We start from the raw sequence: 16708 nt of genomic DNA on the forward strand, positions 1-16708 counted from the left end.
AATACGTTTGGTATTAGTGTATTATCACACCAGTTTCTTCTCTGTCCACTTTCCGCTTCGCCAGCGCAGAATCATGCCAACCGCACGCACACATTCGTCACAGGTAAGGCCGATGTAGGCTCCGGTTACGAGCAGACCAAGATGCAATCCGAACAGCCATGTGCCGCCGGCGGCACATACAAACATAAAGACAGCGGCTATAGAAGCTGGAAATACTGCATCGCCACTGGTCTTAAGGGCCTGGCCGTAGACAAGATTCGTGACTCTGCCTATTTCAAGTATGATGTCAATGGTAAGAAGCCTTGTAACAATGTGGATCATGTCCGGGTTGTCGGTGAACAGCTTCATGGTCCATGGGGCAGTAACAGCAAATAAAGATTCAAGACAGGTCGCCACGATCACACCGATCATGGCGGCCTTTTTGGTGTCTCTTTTACATGCCTCTATATCACCAGCACCGATATGCCATCCGGTCATTATGGCATTTGCCTGGGCAAGAGCTGATCCTGCACAGAAAGAGAAGTTGCTTATCTGGGAGGCATATGAGCGGGCGGTGACATTTAATCCGTCGGCATCCATCTGATTTAGAAATTTGACAACCAGCATCATTGCAACATTGTACAGCATAGATTCAAATGCGGATGGCAGACCTACCTTGATAATCTGTGAAAGAACAGTACCATTTGAGAGCCTTTCAGGGCTTCTGCCTGCTTTTACAAGGGTGCAGGAGAAAATAATAACTATCGACAGATTGATAACTTTAGATATGATCGTAGCTGTGGCAACGCCCTGTACTCCTCTGTGCAGTACAAAGAGAAATACCGCATTTAAAACAAAGTTTACAAGGTTGCCGATTATGGTAGCGATAAGAGGCTGCTTTGTGTGTCCAAATGCCCTTAGGTAGCTTGCAAAGATTGGAATCAGAGCATTCAGAAAACAGCCGCCACCCACGATCTCAAGATAGCTCATGGCAGGTTCTCTGAGGTTTCCGGCTATTCCTATCAGATCAAGAATATTTCCGGAGAAAATGAACAGGAATATAGACATTCCCATACCTATGACTGAGTTGAATATAAGACCAAGCTGGCGTGCCTGATAAGCAATCCCAGGTCTGCCTGCGCCGATATTCTGAGTCATGACCGTCATCATGCCGGATGATATGATGGAGAACATGATGATGAACATTCCGATATAACTGTTGGCGGTTCCGACAGCACCCACGGCATAGTCCCCAACTGATGATAGCATGAGTGTGTCAACCATACCGGACAACATATAGAAAAGTGTTTCAAAACATATAGGTATAAAAAGTGCAGATAATTTCTTCATATAACCGTTGCTCCTTTGCAGACTAGTGCCAAATTATATATTGTAACTAAATTGTATAATATCGCATTTTCACAGGCTGAATCTTGTACTATATCAATCAAAAGTTGCACATATTCCACATATGGGGTAGTATGACAACGTAGTATGAGACAAATGTGGAGGCAGGAGATTAATATGTACGCAGAATTAAAGGAAAATCATCCACACGGGACAAGAGAATATCCATTTTGTGAGTATCATATGAGATACTGGCCACATGCATTCCAGATCCCGGTTCATTGGCATGATGAGGTGGAGATAATATATGTAAGGAAAGGTCCACTTATGGTTGAGATTGATGGACAGAAATTTATAGGGGATGACGGAGCTGTATATATAGTAAGTCCGGGAGTGCTGCATATGATGGCCGCCCCGGAAACACCGGTGGATTATTTTACATTTCTGTTTCCGATGGAATTCATATCATTTCAGACCAAGGATGAATTGGAGGATGAGATATTTTTTCCTCTTAGGAATCACACACGGGAATTCAGACCTGAAGTGACGAATCGGAATCTGCTTGAAAAACTTATACCTATTCTTGATGAGTTGTCAGAGGAAAATGGGAAATTTGGAACACACAGACAGATACAGGTGAGAATCAGACTGTTGCAGGTTGTAGATCTTTTAGTGGAATACGATCAGCTTGAAGCGAAGACAGGGAGAGCGTCAGGTGGACTGGAAAAGGAGATACTTATATATATACAGGATAATTATCATGAGCACATAAGTCTTGCTGAGCTTTCTGAACATTTTCATCTGTCGGAAAAGTACATGTCAAGATTCTTCAGTGAGAGATTTCACATGACGCTCACACAGTATGTGAACTATGTTAGACTTAAGTATGCAAGGCATCTTCTCGAGTCCACAGATCTGTCGGTTACCGAGATTGCCATGAAATCAGGTTACCCAAATGTAAGTTATTTTATCAGGAAATTTTCTGCGGCGGTGGGAGAACCACCGTTAAGATATAGAAATGGTAAAGCTGTGAAAGATCAAAAAAACAGAATATAAAATTCGAAAAACTTGATGGCTGTTGACGGAAATTGGAGATAACAATATAATGGTAATACAGTTTTATGACGTTATATTAAGAGCATCTGAGGAGACCGTGAATGAGAATCAGACAATTTAGAGAAGACCACTGGGATAGGCTTCCCACGATAAGACTGCAGAAAGCGGTGCTTGACAACTTCAAGAGTGTGGAGCATGGAGAGATAGTATTTGCCTGTGGAAAGAAGTTTGTTCCGTATGGAACAGAATCAGATATATTGGGACTTTATGGACAGAACGGCTCGGGTAAGACGAGTTTTATAGAGGCGCTTGCCATACTGAAGCTTCTGATGATTGGAGCTGAGGTTCCGGCGGTGTATGCAGAATGTGTGGCAAAGGGTCAGGAGATGGCCAGACTGGAGTTTACATTTGACCTTCAGTACGAGGACGGACGCATCCGAAAGGTTGTGTACGAATTCCTCATGTCCGCCGTGGAGAATGAGACAAATAACGGATTCAGACAGTACGGAGGAGAGGATCAGAACAGTGGCCAGCCGAGCTACAGAGTCCGCATATCGGGTGAGAAACTGAGTATGTCAGGTGATTTTGAGGGCAGGAAGATGATACTTCAGCCTGTGATTGACACATGCACTGACGACATGCCGTTCGGGCCTGTATCTAAGCAGAAATATTTCATAACAAATGACAGAAAGTTCGTGGATGAGCTGAATGTGGTGAGAAGACTGGCGCAGGAAAAGTCGGCATCGTTTATCTTCTCGCTCGGAACTGCAAAGGTGTGCGATGAGTGCGGGTTATACTCTGAGTTTTATCAGGTTATACTGGAGCTGGCGTACTACAGTCAGCTCTATCTTCATGTGGTAGACACGAAATCAACAGGATATATAAGACTCAACTACGGACTTCCGCTATACACACAGAGCGGTAAATTCCTTCTGAAGACGGATGTGCCGAACATCATGCCGGAGATAGTCTTCAGCGAGATAAAGAGCCAGTTTGAGAATATAAACATAGTCCTCAGCCAGATAGTTCCGGGACTTAATGTTGATCTTCACGAGCTGTCGCCTGCCCTCATGAAGGATGGCAGTATGGGACATGTGGTGGAGATAGTGTCCAGCAGGAATGAGACGGACATGAGTGTGTTCCACAATCAGGAGGCTGCGCCTGACGGAAGAGTACACATGCCATTCAGGTACGAGTCCGACGGTATCCGCAAGATCGTGTCGGTGCTCAGTCTGATAATAGATGCGTACAATGAGCAGTCGTGCACGATAGCCATAGACGAGCTGGATGCCGGTGTGTTTGAGTATCTTCTGGGAGAGGTGCTGCAGACGTTCCAGGAGTCTGGCAAGGGGCAGTTTATATTTACATCGCATAACCTCAGACCGTTGGAGGTCATAAGCAAGGATTATATATATTTCACCACGACAAATCCGAGAAATAGGTATATCCGTATGAAGGGAATCGGAAGCAGCAACAATCTCAGAAATACTTATTTCAGGGAGATCGTGGTTGGAGAACAGGACGAGGAGCTGTATAGGAATACGAAGAGGTTCAAGATTGTATCGGCATTCAGAAAGGCAGGTATGGATCATGGGGAAACGACCTAAGAAGAAGATCTTCCTGTTCCTTGTCGAGGGAGTGTCGGACCGGAATGCTCTTGAGGTGCCATTTGGACAGCTCCTTGAGGATATAGATCCTGATATTGTTCTGGAATTTGCCATGCTCATGCAGGATGACGGAAGCTTTGGCGGTGATATAACCTCAAAGAATGGCATACATCCTGACAACATAGAGCGGTTTATAGATGAGATAATGGTCAGTCCTCTGCTAAAGAGGACGGGCCTGTATCCGAAGGATATTGTGGAGATAATTCATTTTGTGGATATGGATGGGGCGTACATAGATGACAATCTGGTCGTGACTGATGGGGGAAATGAAGACAAGCCGGTATACTACCCGGATATCATTGTGACGGCAAATCCGGATCACGTGAAGGAGCGCAATCTCTGCAAGAGTGCGAATCTGGATGTGCTCACTTCACTGTCATCAATAAAGATAGGAAGTAAAAAGATAAAATACTCCGTATACTATTTTTCGAGCAACCTGGATCATTTTCTGTATCGGGATGCAAATTCAGATGAGCACGGCAAGGTGCGGAGGGCGGCGGAGTTCTCGATGAAGCATGAGACGTCGGGATCGCTGGAGCGTTTTTTTGAGGAGAATGAGACTGTGACTACAGATATGACTTATGGGGAGTCATGGGATTTCATAAAGAGTGGGGAAAATTCTTTGAAGAGGCACACAAATGTGAATCTGCTCATAAAGAGGCTTAAGGCTATTGCGGAAAATCACATATAAAATAAACTCATAACAATAAAACAGGAGACAGAAAAGGCTATGAAGAAGAACAAAGAAGATGACGGAATCTACAGAAAACCCACCAAAGGTTTCAGCAAGAGAACAAATATGATAGTCGGCATAGCATTTGTCATATTTGTGCTGGTGTGCTGCATAATAAGACTGTTCGTGTAAGGTTTCAGTAAAGAAAAATGGCAGGTGTTGATTTTTATATTTAGCATGCTATACTTGGCTTAGTTAATTGAAGGTAATCAAGGAGGATAAATCCGTGTTTGGTAGCAGATCAAGCAAGAAGACGGGATTGAAGATCATAATAGTGGGCTGTGGAAAGGTTGGCGTGGCCATACTCAAGCAGCTTGCAAATGAGGGGCATGATATAACTATCATAGACAAGGATCCCCAGAAGGTCGCAACATACGCAAATCAGTATGATGTTATGGGAATAGTTGGAAACGGAGCAAATCACAGTGTGCAGCTTGAAGCGGGAATACAGAACGCAGATTTGATAGCTGCAGTCACGTCGTCGGATGAGCTCAACATCCTGTGCTGTACCATAGCCAAGCAGGTCGGAGACTGCGCGACCATAGCGAGACTCAGAGACCCGGATTACAGCAAGGAGGCAAGCTATCTCAGGGAAAAGCTTGGACTTACCATGATCATAAACCCTGAGCTTGAGACTGCAATCGAGGTGTCGAGGGTACTGTATCTGCCAACGGCTCTTGAGATAAATTCATTTGCACACGGACAGGCGGAGATGACCAGGATAAAGATCCCGGAGAAGAACGTGCTTGACAACAAGAGCATAGCTGATTTGGGTAAGGATCTTGCAAATAAACAGAAGCCGATAAATATACTTATAGCGGCAGTTGAGAGAGCCGGGGAGTTCTATATCCCTTCCGGAGATTTTGTGCTCAAGGCGGGAGATATCATGTCATGTGTCGGAACAAGACCTATGTCCAGAAAATTCATGGAGCATATAGGCTTTAAGACTGCCAGGGTCAAGGACACCATGATAATAGGAGGCGGCAATGTCGCTTACTATCTGGCTGGGCAGCTTGTCAACATGGGAATATCTGTCAAGATCATTGAGGAGAGCAAGAAACGATGCGAGGAGCTCTCTGTGCTTTTACCAAAAGCTATCATCATAAACGGTGATGGAACGGATCAGGAGACTTTGAACGAGGAGGGTCTTGCGGAGACTGAATCATTTGTGTCCCTGACAGGAATCGACGAGGAGAATATACTTTTGACTCTCCACGCCCGCAAACATTCAAATGCCAAGACGATAACCAAGATAAACAGGAGCAATTTCAGAGAGGTCATAAACAGCCTCGATCTGGGAAGTGTTGTATATCCATGCAGTATAACTGCGGAGTCCATAGTCGCATATGTCCGTGCGAAGAAGAATTCCAACAGTAACAGCATAGAGACACTCTACCACATGTTTGACTCAAGAGCTGAGGCGATAGAGTTCCGTGTGGATGAGAAGTCGGAGGTGACGGATATACCGCTGAAGGATCTCAATCTCAAGAAGAACCTCCTCATAGCATTTATAAATCGAAACGGTTCGATCCTGCTTCCAACAGGTCAGGATTCTATACAGGTTGGAGATACGGCCATGATAGTCACCACTGAGACAGGATTTACGGATATAAGAGATATACTTGCTTAAGGCAGTTTGATTAGGAGAAGATTATGAATAATTCCATGATAGTATTTATACTTGGCCAGATCATAAGACTTGAGGGTCTGCTCATGATCATTCCATGCCTGACATCTCTCATATATCAGGAACATGAAATATTTGCGTTCCTTATAGTCATAATATCATGTCTTGTGATAGGAACGCTTATGACACTTAGAAAACCGGCAAATCAGACCATATATCTCAAAGAGGGATGTGTAGCTACGGCATTCAGTTGGATACTGCTCAGTATATTTGGCTGCATGCCATTTGTCATTTCAGGGGAGATCCCTTCGTTCACAAATGCACTGTTTGAGACCATATCGGGATTCACCACAACGGGAGCCAGCATACTGAGCGATGTGGAGAGTATGTCACACGGCATGATGCTGTGGAGATGCTTTACCCACTGGATAGGCGGTATGGGAGTTCTGGTGTTCCTGCTTGCCATCATTCCGATGAACAGTGCGTCCGGTTCAAATATGAACCTGATGAAGGCGGAGAGCCCGGGACCATCCGTTGGAAAGCTTGTTCCAAGACTCAAGCACACTGCCAGGATATTGTATGTTATCTACTTCGGAATGACGGTTCTGGAGGTCATTTTCCTTATGTTTGGACATATGTCATTGTTCGATGCTCTGTGTACGGCATTTGGAACAGCCGGAACAGGCGGTTTTGGAATAAAGAATGACAGCTTTGGAAGCTTCTCACCATATATACAGTGGGTTGTAACAGTGTTCATGATATTGTTTGGTGTGAATTTCAACTTTTATTATTTTGTGCTGTTCAGGAACATCCGAAAGGCACTTTCCATGGAGGAGGTCAGGACATATTTCCTCATCATCCTGACATCGGTGGTGATACTGTTTGTAAGTCTGATGAACACCATGTCAAATATGTGGGATGCCCTGCGACATGCGGCCTTCCAGGTGGCATCGATCATCACCACGACGGGTTACGCATCGGCGGATTTTGACCAGTGGTCACAGACCTGTAAGACGGTGCTGGTCATCCTGATGTTTGTCGGAGCTTGTGCGGGAAGCACCGGTGGCGGTATGAAGGTGTCGAGACTCGTGATAATGTTCAAGACCGTTGTCAAGGAACTGAGTTCGTATTTCCATCCGAAGAATATCAAGAAGATAAACATGGATGGCAAACCGGTGGAGCACGAGGTAGTCAGGGCGGTAAATGTATACTTCATCACGCTGATGGGAATATTTACCCTGTCTGTATTTCTTGTGTCTCTTGAGGGCAGGGATCTGGTGACCAACTTCACTGCGGTGGCATCGTGTCTCAACAATATAGGACCGGGTCTTTCCGAGGTAGGACCTACCAGAAACTTTGGCGGGCTGACGGGATTTACCAAGTATGTTCTGATGTTTGACATGCTTGCGGGACGACTGGAACTCTTCCCATTGCTGCTCATATTCAATCCTGGCGTGTACAGGGACATGATCATGGGGGCATGGAGAGGCATAAAGCGAAGAAGACAGGAGAGAAGAGCGAACTGATAAATGTTATCATTACAAATGGCGGGCAGGTTATTGACATATGCTGGCAATTTGGATATACTCAGAAACAGTTAGACACACCTAACTATAGCTCTTCCAATCATTTTATAAAGAAAAGGCGGGGACTTCTCACATAGTGAGGGTTCCCGTTTTTTTATGACTTAAATTTCCTTACAAAGAAGTTTAGAATGGAATAAAGATATGAGTATTTGTTATAATGTACATACATTTGGTGTGGATAAGGAGTAATGCGATATGGAGAACGAAAAAGAATCTGTAAAAGTACTTATAGTGGACGACGAGCAGGACATCAGAACGCTGCTCAATATATATCTCAAGAGACTTGGATACGATGTTGTGGAGGCTGCCGATGGAGTTGAGGCTGTCGAGACCGTGCGTGCGGACAAGGACATCGATCTCATAGTTATGGACATAATGATGCCAAAGCTTTCAGGTACTGAGGCATGCCAGCAGATCAGAGAGTTTTCATCTATCCCAGTCCTCTTCTTGACGGCGAAGACGAAGGAGCCGGATCAGAACGAGGCATACGATGTGGGTGGCGATGATTTCCTGGCAAAGCCATTCACCCAGAGCGAGTTTAACCGCAAGGTGAATGCTCTTATCAGAAGATACAAGGTGTACCGCGGAAAATCAGAGACCGATCCAAAGAATATCTCAGTCGGCAATATAAATATTGACTCATTTAAGAGGATTGTGATCAAGAACGGTGAGGTCATCAAGCTCACCGACAAGGAGTATGCACTTTTGTTCTTCCTGGTGGAGCACAGAGGAAAGCCATGGTCACTCGAGGCACTCTACGAGAATATATGGCAGGAGAAGTATCTTCCTTCATCTTCCAATACGGTCATGGTACACATACTCAGACTCAGACAGAAGATAGAGGACAACTCAGCGCAGCCTGAGATCATTAGGACCATATATGGAAAGGGATATCAGGTAGACTGATATGAAGATGCCATTTAAGCGGACACTCAGGGTAAAGCTGTTTGTGATCATACTGCTTGGGCTAATATTGTCCATATCGGCTTTTTTTGCAGGAACATTTGCACTGAACAGCTACATGAAAAATGTATACATGAGTGACACGAATACACAGAAGAGATCCGCCAGACAGATCCAGAGCTTTGCTTCATATGTGACCAGCCATTCCATAAAGGCTACGGATACGCAGGCACTCAGGGCATGGCAGGAGCAGCACGACAATGTGTACATACTGATTTATAACAACAATGATATAGTATTCGACTCTGACTGGATGATAGAGAAGAAGGGCGCATACAAATATGTCATAACGAATTCGGAGACTGGTGAGATAATCATTCTGTTACAGGACAACTATGGAAATATCAGAAAGATCAAGAGGAAGGCATCCTCGAGCAGCGAATCCCAGAAGAAATCCGATGCGGTGACCGCGGATGAGGGAGCTTACTACGGCAATTCCAGCATGCTGCGAGGAGACCTCAATGAATTTGACTACGATTTCTATCCTGTGCTATTCAAGGATGGAGTGTTTGATGTCTGCATAGTTGACTATTCGGATGATACGATCAAGGATGTCGGAGAGATAGCGATATTTGTCATATGCTGTATCCTGTTCATCGGTGTGATAATAGTCTATTTCGGAAGAGAGATAGGCAGAATGAGACGCCTCACAAATGAGGTCATGGATATCAAGGATGTGGATATCAATGGGCCGATAACAATACACGGTCAGGATGAGATCTGTATGCTGGCGGAGAATGTAGACACCATGAGGCAGACCATTATTGAGCAGCTCAGCAGGGAGCGTGAGGCATGGCAGGCGAACAGTGATCTGGTCACAGCCATGGCCCATGATATAAGAACTCCGCTCACAGTCATGGCGGGATATCTGGAGCTCATGCAGAACAAGGAGTATTCATCCCAGGAGGAGCTTGACGAATACATAAGGATAAGTGCTGAGAAGGCGGAGCAGCTCAGGACGATGTCGGACAAGATGTTCAGATACTTCTATGTATATTCAAAGGGCGGTGAGGATCTCAACATGGAGATGTTCCCGGCGGGGCCGTTCCTTGACCAGATGCTTGGAGAGTATGTTGTGCTCCTGGGCGAGAATGGATATCAGTTCGACATTGATATCTCGGACAAGGAAGCCGAAATATACGTTGATCTTCAGGGTATGAAGAGAATAACCGACAATGTATTTACCAACATTCGCAAGTATTCGGACAAGTCCAAAACTATAGATATAAGGGTATATATAGACCGGAGAAAGGTAAGAATTTATTTCAGAAATTATATAAATCCAGAAGGTGGCAAGGCGGAGAGCACACACATAGGAACATTGACATGTCAGAAGATGGCGGAGGAGATGAATGGATCATTCACGACCTGCAGAAAGGGCAAGGTGTATGAGGCGACACTCACACTGCCGAACATGCTGAATGACGATGACTCACACGTTCCGACACAGGGACTTACAGCTATACTGTCACGCAAATAATAATCGGAGATCCTCTGTACACAGTTCAGAGAATCTCCGTTTTTGTACATAGAAAAAAGCAATGCTACACATTATACCGATAGAGGAAAAAACAGGAGGAACAGATATGAATATATTATTTTATGATACAAAGCGTTATGACATGGAGTCGTTCGATGCGATAAAAGATCAGTACGACAAGCTGACCATAGATTATGTGGACACAGATCTGTCGGTGAAGACCGCAAGACTTGCAAAGGGGTATGACGCCATATGTGCATTTGTCAGCTCGGATGTGAGTGCACCTGTTGTGAATGCGCTGAGTGATGCGGGCGTGAAGCTTATACTGATGAGATGCGCGGGCTTCAACAACGTGGATATGGATGCGGCAAAAAAATGCGGTATAACTGTGATGAGGGTTCCGGGCTATTCGCCTGAGGCTGTGGCGGAGCATGCGATGGCACTTGCCATGGCGGTGAACAGGAGACTGCACAAGAGCTATATAAAGGTGAGGGAGAACAACTTCAGTCTGGTCGGACTTACAGGCATGAACTTCTACGGCAAGACAGCCGGTATCGTCGGAACCGGTAAGATCGGGGCTGCCATGGCGAGGATATGTCATGGATTTGGAATGGATGTGATCGCTTACGATATGTATAAGAATCCGGACCTTGATTTTGTCAGATATGTGGAGCTCCCTGAGCTTCTGGCGGGATCTGATCTTATATCGCTTCACTGTCCGCTGACCGACGAGACCTACCATATGATAAATGAAGAGACCATTGGCATGATGAAGGATCACGTGATCCTGGTGAATACCTCCAGAGGTGCACTCATCAAGACCGACGATCTCATAGCTGGGATCAGAAGCAGAAAATTCTTCGGAATCGGGCTGGATGTATACGAGGAGGAGACTCCAAATGTATTTGAGAACAGGGAGGATGACATACTGGAGTCCTCGATCACTGCGAGACTGTTGTCATTTCCAAATGTGATAGTGACGTCTCATCAGGGATTCCTTACAGAGGAGGCACTGGAGGCGATAAGCAGGACCACTCTGGACAATGCCATGGATTTCCTTAATGGGTCTGTAAATGAATCGAATATTGTGTTATGATGTGATGACAGGATATTGTGAGAGAAATTGAGGTTGACTATATGAATATAAATGAGGTTTTTAGCGGGCTTGATAAGCTGTTCGCAGAGAACAGACTGCCGGAGGTGGAGAGATACCTTACCCAGGCACTCAGCGATGCTGAATATGAAAAGGATACTGATTCCATGCTTGCGATATACAATGAGCTTATCGGTTTTCACCGCACCACGGGAGAACACGACAAGGCACTGTATTTTTGCAGGCAGGTCATGAGGCTCGCTCATAAGATGGGGATTGAAGATACAGTTCCATATGGAACCGCTCTCATGAATATTGCAAATGAGAACAGGGCTGCAGGTAACCTGTTGGAAGCCCTGTCATATTGCAGGAAGGTGTATGACATATATTCGGAGCAGCTCGGTCCATATGATATATTGCTGGCGGGTTATTATAACAACGTGGCGCTCATTTATCAGGAGCTTGGCGATTACGACAAGGCTGTTGATGCACTGGAGCACGCGCTCAGCATCATAGAAAGACATGAGAATGCCGGTACGGAGATTGTTGCCACATATGCCAATCTCGGCGAGAGCCTTCTCAGGGCAGGTCGGCTCAAGGAAGCTCAGGACAAGCTGACGGAGGCGGTGCGCAGATATCAGCTCAAGGGTGTCAGAGGATATCACTACAGTGCTGCGCTGTCTGCTGTTGCAGAGGTGTGGTACAGACAGGAGGACTACCAGCAGGCACTCAAATTTTATCAGCTTGCGGCAGAAGAACTCTACAGTGTCTATGGGGACAATGATACATACAGAGTTATAATGAATAATATAGAGACGGTAAAGGCGAAGCTTCAGCAGCAATGATAACAGGGAGGAAGTGGAAGAGCTTCCTCCCTGTTGCGTATGTAGACAGATAATCTGAAGGATGGGAGAACGAGATGAATTATAATGACAAGGTAATGGACGTTATAGATGAGGTGAAGAAGGTCGTCATAGGCAAGGATGTGTGTATTGCCAAGATAATGGCGGCGATAATCGCAGGCGGTAACATTCTCATGGACGATGTACCGGGAGTCGGCAAGACGACGATGGCTCTTGCATTTGCAAATGCAATGGGGCTCCAGAACAAGAGAGTCCAGTTTACACCGGATGTCCTTCCGGGAGATATAACGGGATTTACGATGTACGACAAGGCGACAAATCAGTTTGTGTACAGACCGGGTGCGGTTATGTGCAATCTATTCCTCGCAGATGAGATAAACAGAACATCTCCAAAGACACAGTCGGCACTTCTCGAGGTTATGGAGGAGGGGCATGTGACTGTGGATGGAGTGACATATCAGGTTCCGGATCCATTTATAGTAATTGCCACGGAGAACCCTATCGGCAGTGCCGGAACACAGCTTCTTCCTGATTCCCAGCTCGACAGATTTATGGTGTGCCTTAAGCTGGGATATCCATCCATAGAGAGCGAACTGGATATAGTTAAGGGAAGGACCTCCGCTGATGGCTTTCAGGATGTACAGCCTGTAATAGGTGCATCTGAGCTGCGGCTTATCAGGGAGGAAGTAAAGCATGTCAAGGTCAGTGATGACGTGTATTCTTATATAGGCCAGCTTGTTGTTGGAACCAGAGAGAATCCAAGCCTTGAGCTAGGAGTGAGTCCAAGAGGAACGATAGCCCTCACCAAGATGGCGAAGAGCTGGGCATATATAAGCGGGAGAGATTTTGTCATACCTGAGGATGTGCAGATGGTGTGGACGGACGTCATAAGACACAGGATAGTCTTAAGTGCCAAGGCAAGGGTGAACCACATAACACAGGAGGCTGTGCTCAAGGACATAATGGAGAGGGTGTACAAACCGTCGGTTAGACGAAGAAGTTCGGCGAAAAAGTAGCATGAGATTTGGAAGCGTGTAGTGGTAGGATGTCGTATGAGACGAGGAATATTGTATATTGTCCTGATAGGGGCATGTGTATATATAGGAATAATCAATAAAGAAAAATCATACTTTTTCGCAGCGGTGATCATGACTGCTGTCATGCTGAGTCTTATAGCCGGGCTGATCGTGCGATACATAAGAACCAGTGTTAAGATGCAGATGAATATACCTGTGGTTGAGAAGAACAGTACATTTTATCCAGAACTTGCGGTATCTGTCACCGGTGGTCAGGTACCCCATGTGGCAGCGGTGTTCAGTGTTCTTGCTCCGGGTATGAAGAAAAAGAAGAAGAGTACATTTGAACAGATAGATGACAGGTATGGAAAGTGCGTGGGAAAGATGAAGCTGGATGTCAGCGGAAGATACGAGATAAAGGCATCGGGCGTCAGGATATATGATGCTTTCCATATTTTCTCAATCAGGAAAAAGGTTGGTGGAACGGCGTACATTTACGTATTGCCTCAGTGCTATCTTGTTCCGGTGGAGGTCACGAAGAACACAAGAGATTTTGTGACGGACAGTGATGTATATTATTCGGATGTGAGAAGCGATGACTCGACCGAGGTGTATCAGGTGAGAGAGTACAGACCTGGAGACAGGATGACCCGTATCCACTGGAAGTTGTCGGCCAGACAGGATGAGATAATGGTCAGGGATACATCAAAGGCATTGTCGTGTCCGGTCATCATCTGTATGGATCTCGATGGAAGAAACTGCCGTCACTATGGACAGGCAATGTCTGTTGCGCTGGAATCCATGGTATCGGTGAGCTTTTCACTGATAGATGTTAAAGTCCCTCACTTTATAGCGTGGTATGATCCGGAGGAGATGTCCATAACGAGATACCGCATAGTCCGTGAGGAGGATGTGTACGATGCCGCTGCAAGGTTGTCGTATGTGGATGCCAGGACAAATGACAGCTACGATGTGATAGGAATGTACAGAGAGAGATACAGAGGTGAGGATTTCACAAGCTTCATCGACATAGACATGAATGGCAATATAGAGTGTGGAGATGAAAGTTTTCAGGTGGGATTTGAAACCATAAAGGAGGATCTTGCAAAATCCTATATCACGGTGTAGATTCTCCAGGCATCATCATAGAATTACAGAGGTGTGGAATTGAGAGTTGTTTTGGGACTGGCTGTATGGGCGTTGTCGCTTGGTATGACATACCTTGTGGGCGATATCGCATACAGCTCGGATATAAATAAATATATGGACTCCACCAATCTTGTGGGTGCGTATATCATAGGAAGTCTGGTGATAGCACTGGTTTATTCTCTGTGGTACATTTTGAGAAAAGAACAGAGGATACTGGATATTGTGGTTCCGGTTACTGTGTTGCTGGGTTGGGGGCTTGCCAGAAGAAAGCTGCTCTATGCCGGAGGAAAGGGCATGGTATACAGCATAGCATATGATCTGAAAAAGGTTTATGGGATAAAGACAGGACTCATAGATCTTGACTATGTCAGCGTGAGTGCTGTGACGGAATTTGTGCTTTTTATAGTGGCGGTGTCAATGTTCTTTGCCACTTATATGATATACAGGTGTAACAGTCTGATGATAGCTATCGGACTTGCATTTTTGTTTATGCTTGCTGGCGCAACACTCAGTGTACCTGTGAGTGCACCCGGAGTAGTGCTTACTGTATTGTCACTTATCGTGGCTAGATATGTTCTCATGAGAATGGGACAGCCGCTGTCGGTGGTGTGGAACATTGCAGTTCCTGTGACGGTATTTGCCGCGTGCCTTGTTGTCACCCTTCTTGTATATGACAGCGTATACGACAGAGGTGTGAAGGAACAAGGGAAACTGCTCGACATGGTGGACAATATGGAATATTTTCTGTCGGGGGAAAGTAACAAAGGATATTCAGGTTACTATAAGGTGGATGATTCTGAGGTCAATCCCGGTGATGAAGTTGTGGATGAGATAATCAGGGAGGATAAGCCTCAGGGAAATCTCTACGTCAAGTCGAGAAGCTATGTTACATATGAGAATGGGGCGTGGCACGGAAGGGCGGATGGACACAGCCCTGATGATGAGGTCATGGTGTATTATGATAAGGATACATTTGCAAGATACGAATCAGAGATACAGGGATATGCGCCAGATAAGAAGTTTTCCAATGAGGTCATGGACAAACTGGTGACATATATAAGACAGCATATGTCATATACCACAGCACCAAAGAAATTTACCGAGGGTGAGGATCCGGTCAACAGTGCGATGTATGACGTTCATGAGGGATATTGTGTTCACTTTGCTTCTGCGGCGGCGGTGGGCTTCAGGATACTGGGAATCTCCACCGTGTATAATACAGGTTATGTGGTGCCGTCGTCTGCGTGGATAAAGCAGTCGGATGGAACATACCGTGCGGTGGTTCTGGATAAATACAGTCATGCGTGGATTGAAGCGTACAGTGAGGATGCCGGTGACTGGGTGATCGTGGATGCCACACCGCTTGGAGACAGGGCGGATACTTTGGGGATACCGAAGGAACCGGATTACAGCGGTGATAATACTGCGGACAATTCATCGGATGATACAGAGGAGCCGGAGACTTCTGAGGAGACTTCAAGTCCGGATGTAACAACGGAGGCGACAACTGATTCGACAACCCAGATGTCAGAGAATACAGAAGTCACTACGGAGACGGATGGTGATTCTTCAAATGGCACAGGAGAAAATGGCAATCAGGTCGATGTCCCGAATGATGGCAGTGGAGATGCGCAGTCGGGATCACCAGGGGATGCCGGGGATGGTCTGTCGGAGCTTGTACAGAACAGAGTGTTCAGAACAGTTGTTGTTGTGCTTGCTGTGATACTGATATTGTGGGGCGCAGTCATCTTCAGAAGAAGGACGATAGTTGCGCGTAGGAGACGCAGGCTTGTGGGAAGAAACAGGATATCAGCTATATACGAGATGTCCACGGCGATGTATGATATGATGGTGTTTTCTGGTGCCATAGAGAACGTCAGTGAGAACGACACGGAGTATGCCGGCACTGTCACGGAGTCGTGCAGCTTTATAAAGGGCGATGAGTTCACAGAGTTTATAAAATGGGTTCAGGCTGCTGTATACGGACGCGTTGAGCCGGATGACAGGCAGATCGCGGCTGCCAGAAAGCTGTATACAAAGGTAAGGGCATACACATATCTTGGCCTTGGGTTCAAGGACAGATTTGTGTGGAAGTATGTAAAGTGTTACGACTGCGGAGGACGCAGAAGGAAGAGATAACATAATTTGT

The 16708-nt window shown here is 45.7% G+C and carries 14 protein-coding genes; 13 read left to right on the forward strand and 1 reads right to left on the reverse strand.

The window, feature by feature from the left end; translation table 11 throughout:
* Positions 1-24 precede the first annotated feature (24 nt).
* Positions 25-1329, reverse strand: a complete 1305-nt coding sequence (locus DW159_RS12270) for an MATE family efflux transporter (protein WP_117551147.1) — start codon at positions 1327-1329, stop codon at positions 25-27.
* 174 nt (positions 1330-1503) lie between these two features.
* Between DW159_RS12270 and DW159_RS12275 the strand changes: the two genes are divergently transcribed.
* The 13 genes from DW159_RS12275 (at position 1504) to DW159_RS12330 (ending at position 16698) form a co-directional block, all read left to right on the forward strand.
* Positions 1504-2382: an AraC family transcriptional regulator gene (locus tag DW159_RS12275; RefSeq protein WP_015534040.1), complete on the forward strand. Its 879-nt coding sequence runs from the start codon at positions 1504-1506 to the stop codon at positions 2380-2382.
* 101 nt (positions 2383-2483) lie between these two features.
* Positions 2484-3989: an AAA family ATPase gene (locus DW159_RS12280; RefSeq protein WP_015534039.1), complete on the forward strand. Its 1506-nt coding sequence runs from the start codon at positions 2484-2486 to the stop codon at positions 3987-3989.
* Complete coding sequence (locus DW159_RS12285) at positions 3973-4740, forward strand: hypothetical protein (protein WP_015534038.1); 768 nt, start codon at positions 3973-3975, stop codon at positions 4738-4740. The genes DW159_RS12280 and DW159_RS12285 overlap by 17 nt, the downstream gene beginning before the upstream one ends.
* Positions 4741-4779: 39 nt before the next feature.
* Entirely contained in the window at positions 4780-4914 is a 135-nt protein-coding gene (locus DW159_RS14070) for a hypothetical protein (protein WP_015534037.1), read from the forward strand.
* Positions 4915-5008: 94 nt separating this feature from the next.
* Positions 5009-6412, forward strand: coding sequence for a Trk system potassium transporter TrkA (gene trkA / locus DW159_RS12290; RefSeq protein WP_165854738.1), 1404 nt, complete (start codon positions 5009-5011; stop codon positions 6410-6412).
* 23 nt (positions 6413-6435) lie between these two features.
* The gene (locus DW159_RS12295) at positions 6436-7935 is read left to right on the forward strand and encodes a TrkH family potassium uptake protein (RefSeq protein WP_117551151.1); all 1500 of its coding nucleotides are present in this window, start codon (positions 6436-6438) and stop codon (positions 7933-7935) included.
* Positions 7936-8190: 255 nt separating this feature from the next.
* Complete coding sequence (locus DW159_RS12300) at positions 8191-8901, forward strand: response regulator transcription factor (protein ID WP_015534035.1); 711 nt, start codon at positions 8191-8193, stop codon at positions 8899-8901.
* 1 nt (position 8902) lies between these two features.
* Complete coding sequence (locus DW159_RS12305; RefSeq protein WP_117551153.1) at positions 8903-10438, forward strand: HAMP domain-containing sensor histidine kinase; 1536 nt, start codon at positions 8903-8905, stop codon at positions 10436-10438.
* A gap of 106 nt (positions 10439-10544) precedes the next feature.
* On the forward strand, positions 10545-11534 hold the full coding sequence (locus tag DW159_RS12310) for a 2-hydroxyacid dehydrogenase (RefSeq protein WP_015534033.1): 990 nt from the start codon (positions 10545-10547) through the stop codon (positions 11532-11534).
* Between the two features lie 41 nt (positions 11535-11575).
* Positions 11576-12376: a tetratricopeptide repeat protein gene (locus DW159_RS12315; RefSeq protein WP_015534032.1), complete on the forward strand. Its 801-nt coding sequence runs from the start codon at positions 11576-11578 to the stop codon at positions 12374-12376.
* A 74-nt stretch (positions 12377-12450) separates the two neighbouring features.
* Entirely contained in the window at positions 12451-13410 is a 960-nt protein-coding gene (locus DW159_RS12320) for an AAA family ATPase (protein ID WP_015534031.1), read from the forward strand.
* Positions 13411-13446: 36 nt separating this feature from the next.
* A complete protein-coding gene (locus DW159_RS12325) occupies positions 13447-14538 on the forward strand; it encodes a DUF58 domain-containing protein (protein ID WP_117551155.1) in 1092 nt (363 codons plus the stop codon).
* 39 nt (positions 14539-14577) lie between these two features.
* Complete coding sequence (locus DW159_RS12330) at positions 14578-16698, forward strand: transglutaminase-like domain-containing protein (protein WP_117551157.1); 2121 nt, start codon at positions 14578-14580, stop codon at positions 16696-16698.
* Positions 16699-16708 lie beyond the last annotated feature (10 nt).

The organism is Coprococcus sp. AM14-16 (assembly GCF_003434675.1).
GTDB classification, from domain to species: Bacteria; Bacillota; Clostridia; order Lachnospirales; family Lachnospiraceae; genus Coprococcus; species Coprococcus aceti.

Coding starts and splice junctions, on each gene's coding strand:
- DW159_RS12320 (WP_015534031.1), top strand. CDS start 12,451: ATGAATTATAATGACAAGGTAATGGACGTTATAGATGAGGTGAAGAAG.
- DW159_RS12300 (WP_015534035.1), top strand. CDS start 8,191: ATGGAGAACGAAAAAGAATCTGTAAAAGTACTTATAGTGGACGACGAG.
- DW159_RS12280 (WP_015534039.1), top strand. CDS start 2,484: ATGAGAATCAGACAATTTAGAGAAGACCACTGGGATAGGCTTCCCACG.
- DW159_RS12270 (WP_117551147.1), bottom strand. CDS start 1,329: ATGAAGAAATTATCTGCACTTTTTATACCTATATGTTTTGAAACACTT.
- DW159_RS14070 (WP_015534037.1), top strand. CDS start 4,780: ATGAAGAAGAACAAAGAAGATGACGGAATCTACAGAAAACCCACCAAA.
- DW159_RS12275 (WP_015534040.1), top strand. CDS start 1,504: ATGTACGCAGAATTAAAGGAAAATCATCCACACGGGACAAGAGAATAT.
- DW159_RS12295 (WP_117551151.1), top strand. CDS start 6,436: ATGAATAATTCCATGATAGTATTTATACTTGGCCAGATCATAAGACTT.
- DW159_RS12285 (WP_015534038.1), top strand. CDS start 3,973: ATGGGGAAACGACCTAAGAAGAAGATCTTCCTGTTCCTTGTCGAGGGA.
- DW159_RS12325 (WP_117551155.1), top strand. CDS start 13,447: ATGAGACGAGGAATATTGTATATTGTCCTGATAGGGGCATGTGTATAT.
- DW159_RS12310 (WP_015534033.1), top strand. CDS start 10,545: ATGAATATATTATTTTATGATACAAAGCGTTATGACATGGAGTCGTTC.
- DW159_RS12305 (WP_117551153.1), top strand. CDS start 8,903: ATGAAGATGCCATTTAAGCGGACACTCAGGGTAAAGCTGTTTGTGATC.
- DW159_RS12315 (WP_015534032.1), top strand. CDS start 11,576: ATGAATATAAATGAGGTTTTTAGCGGGCTTGATAAGCTGTTCGCAGAG.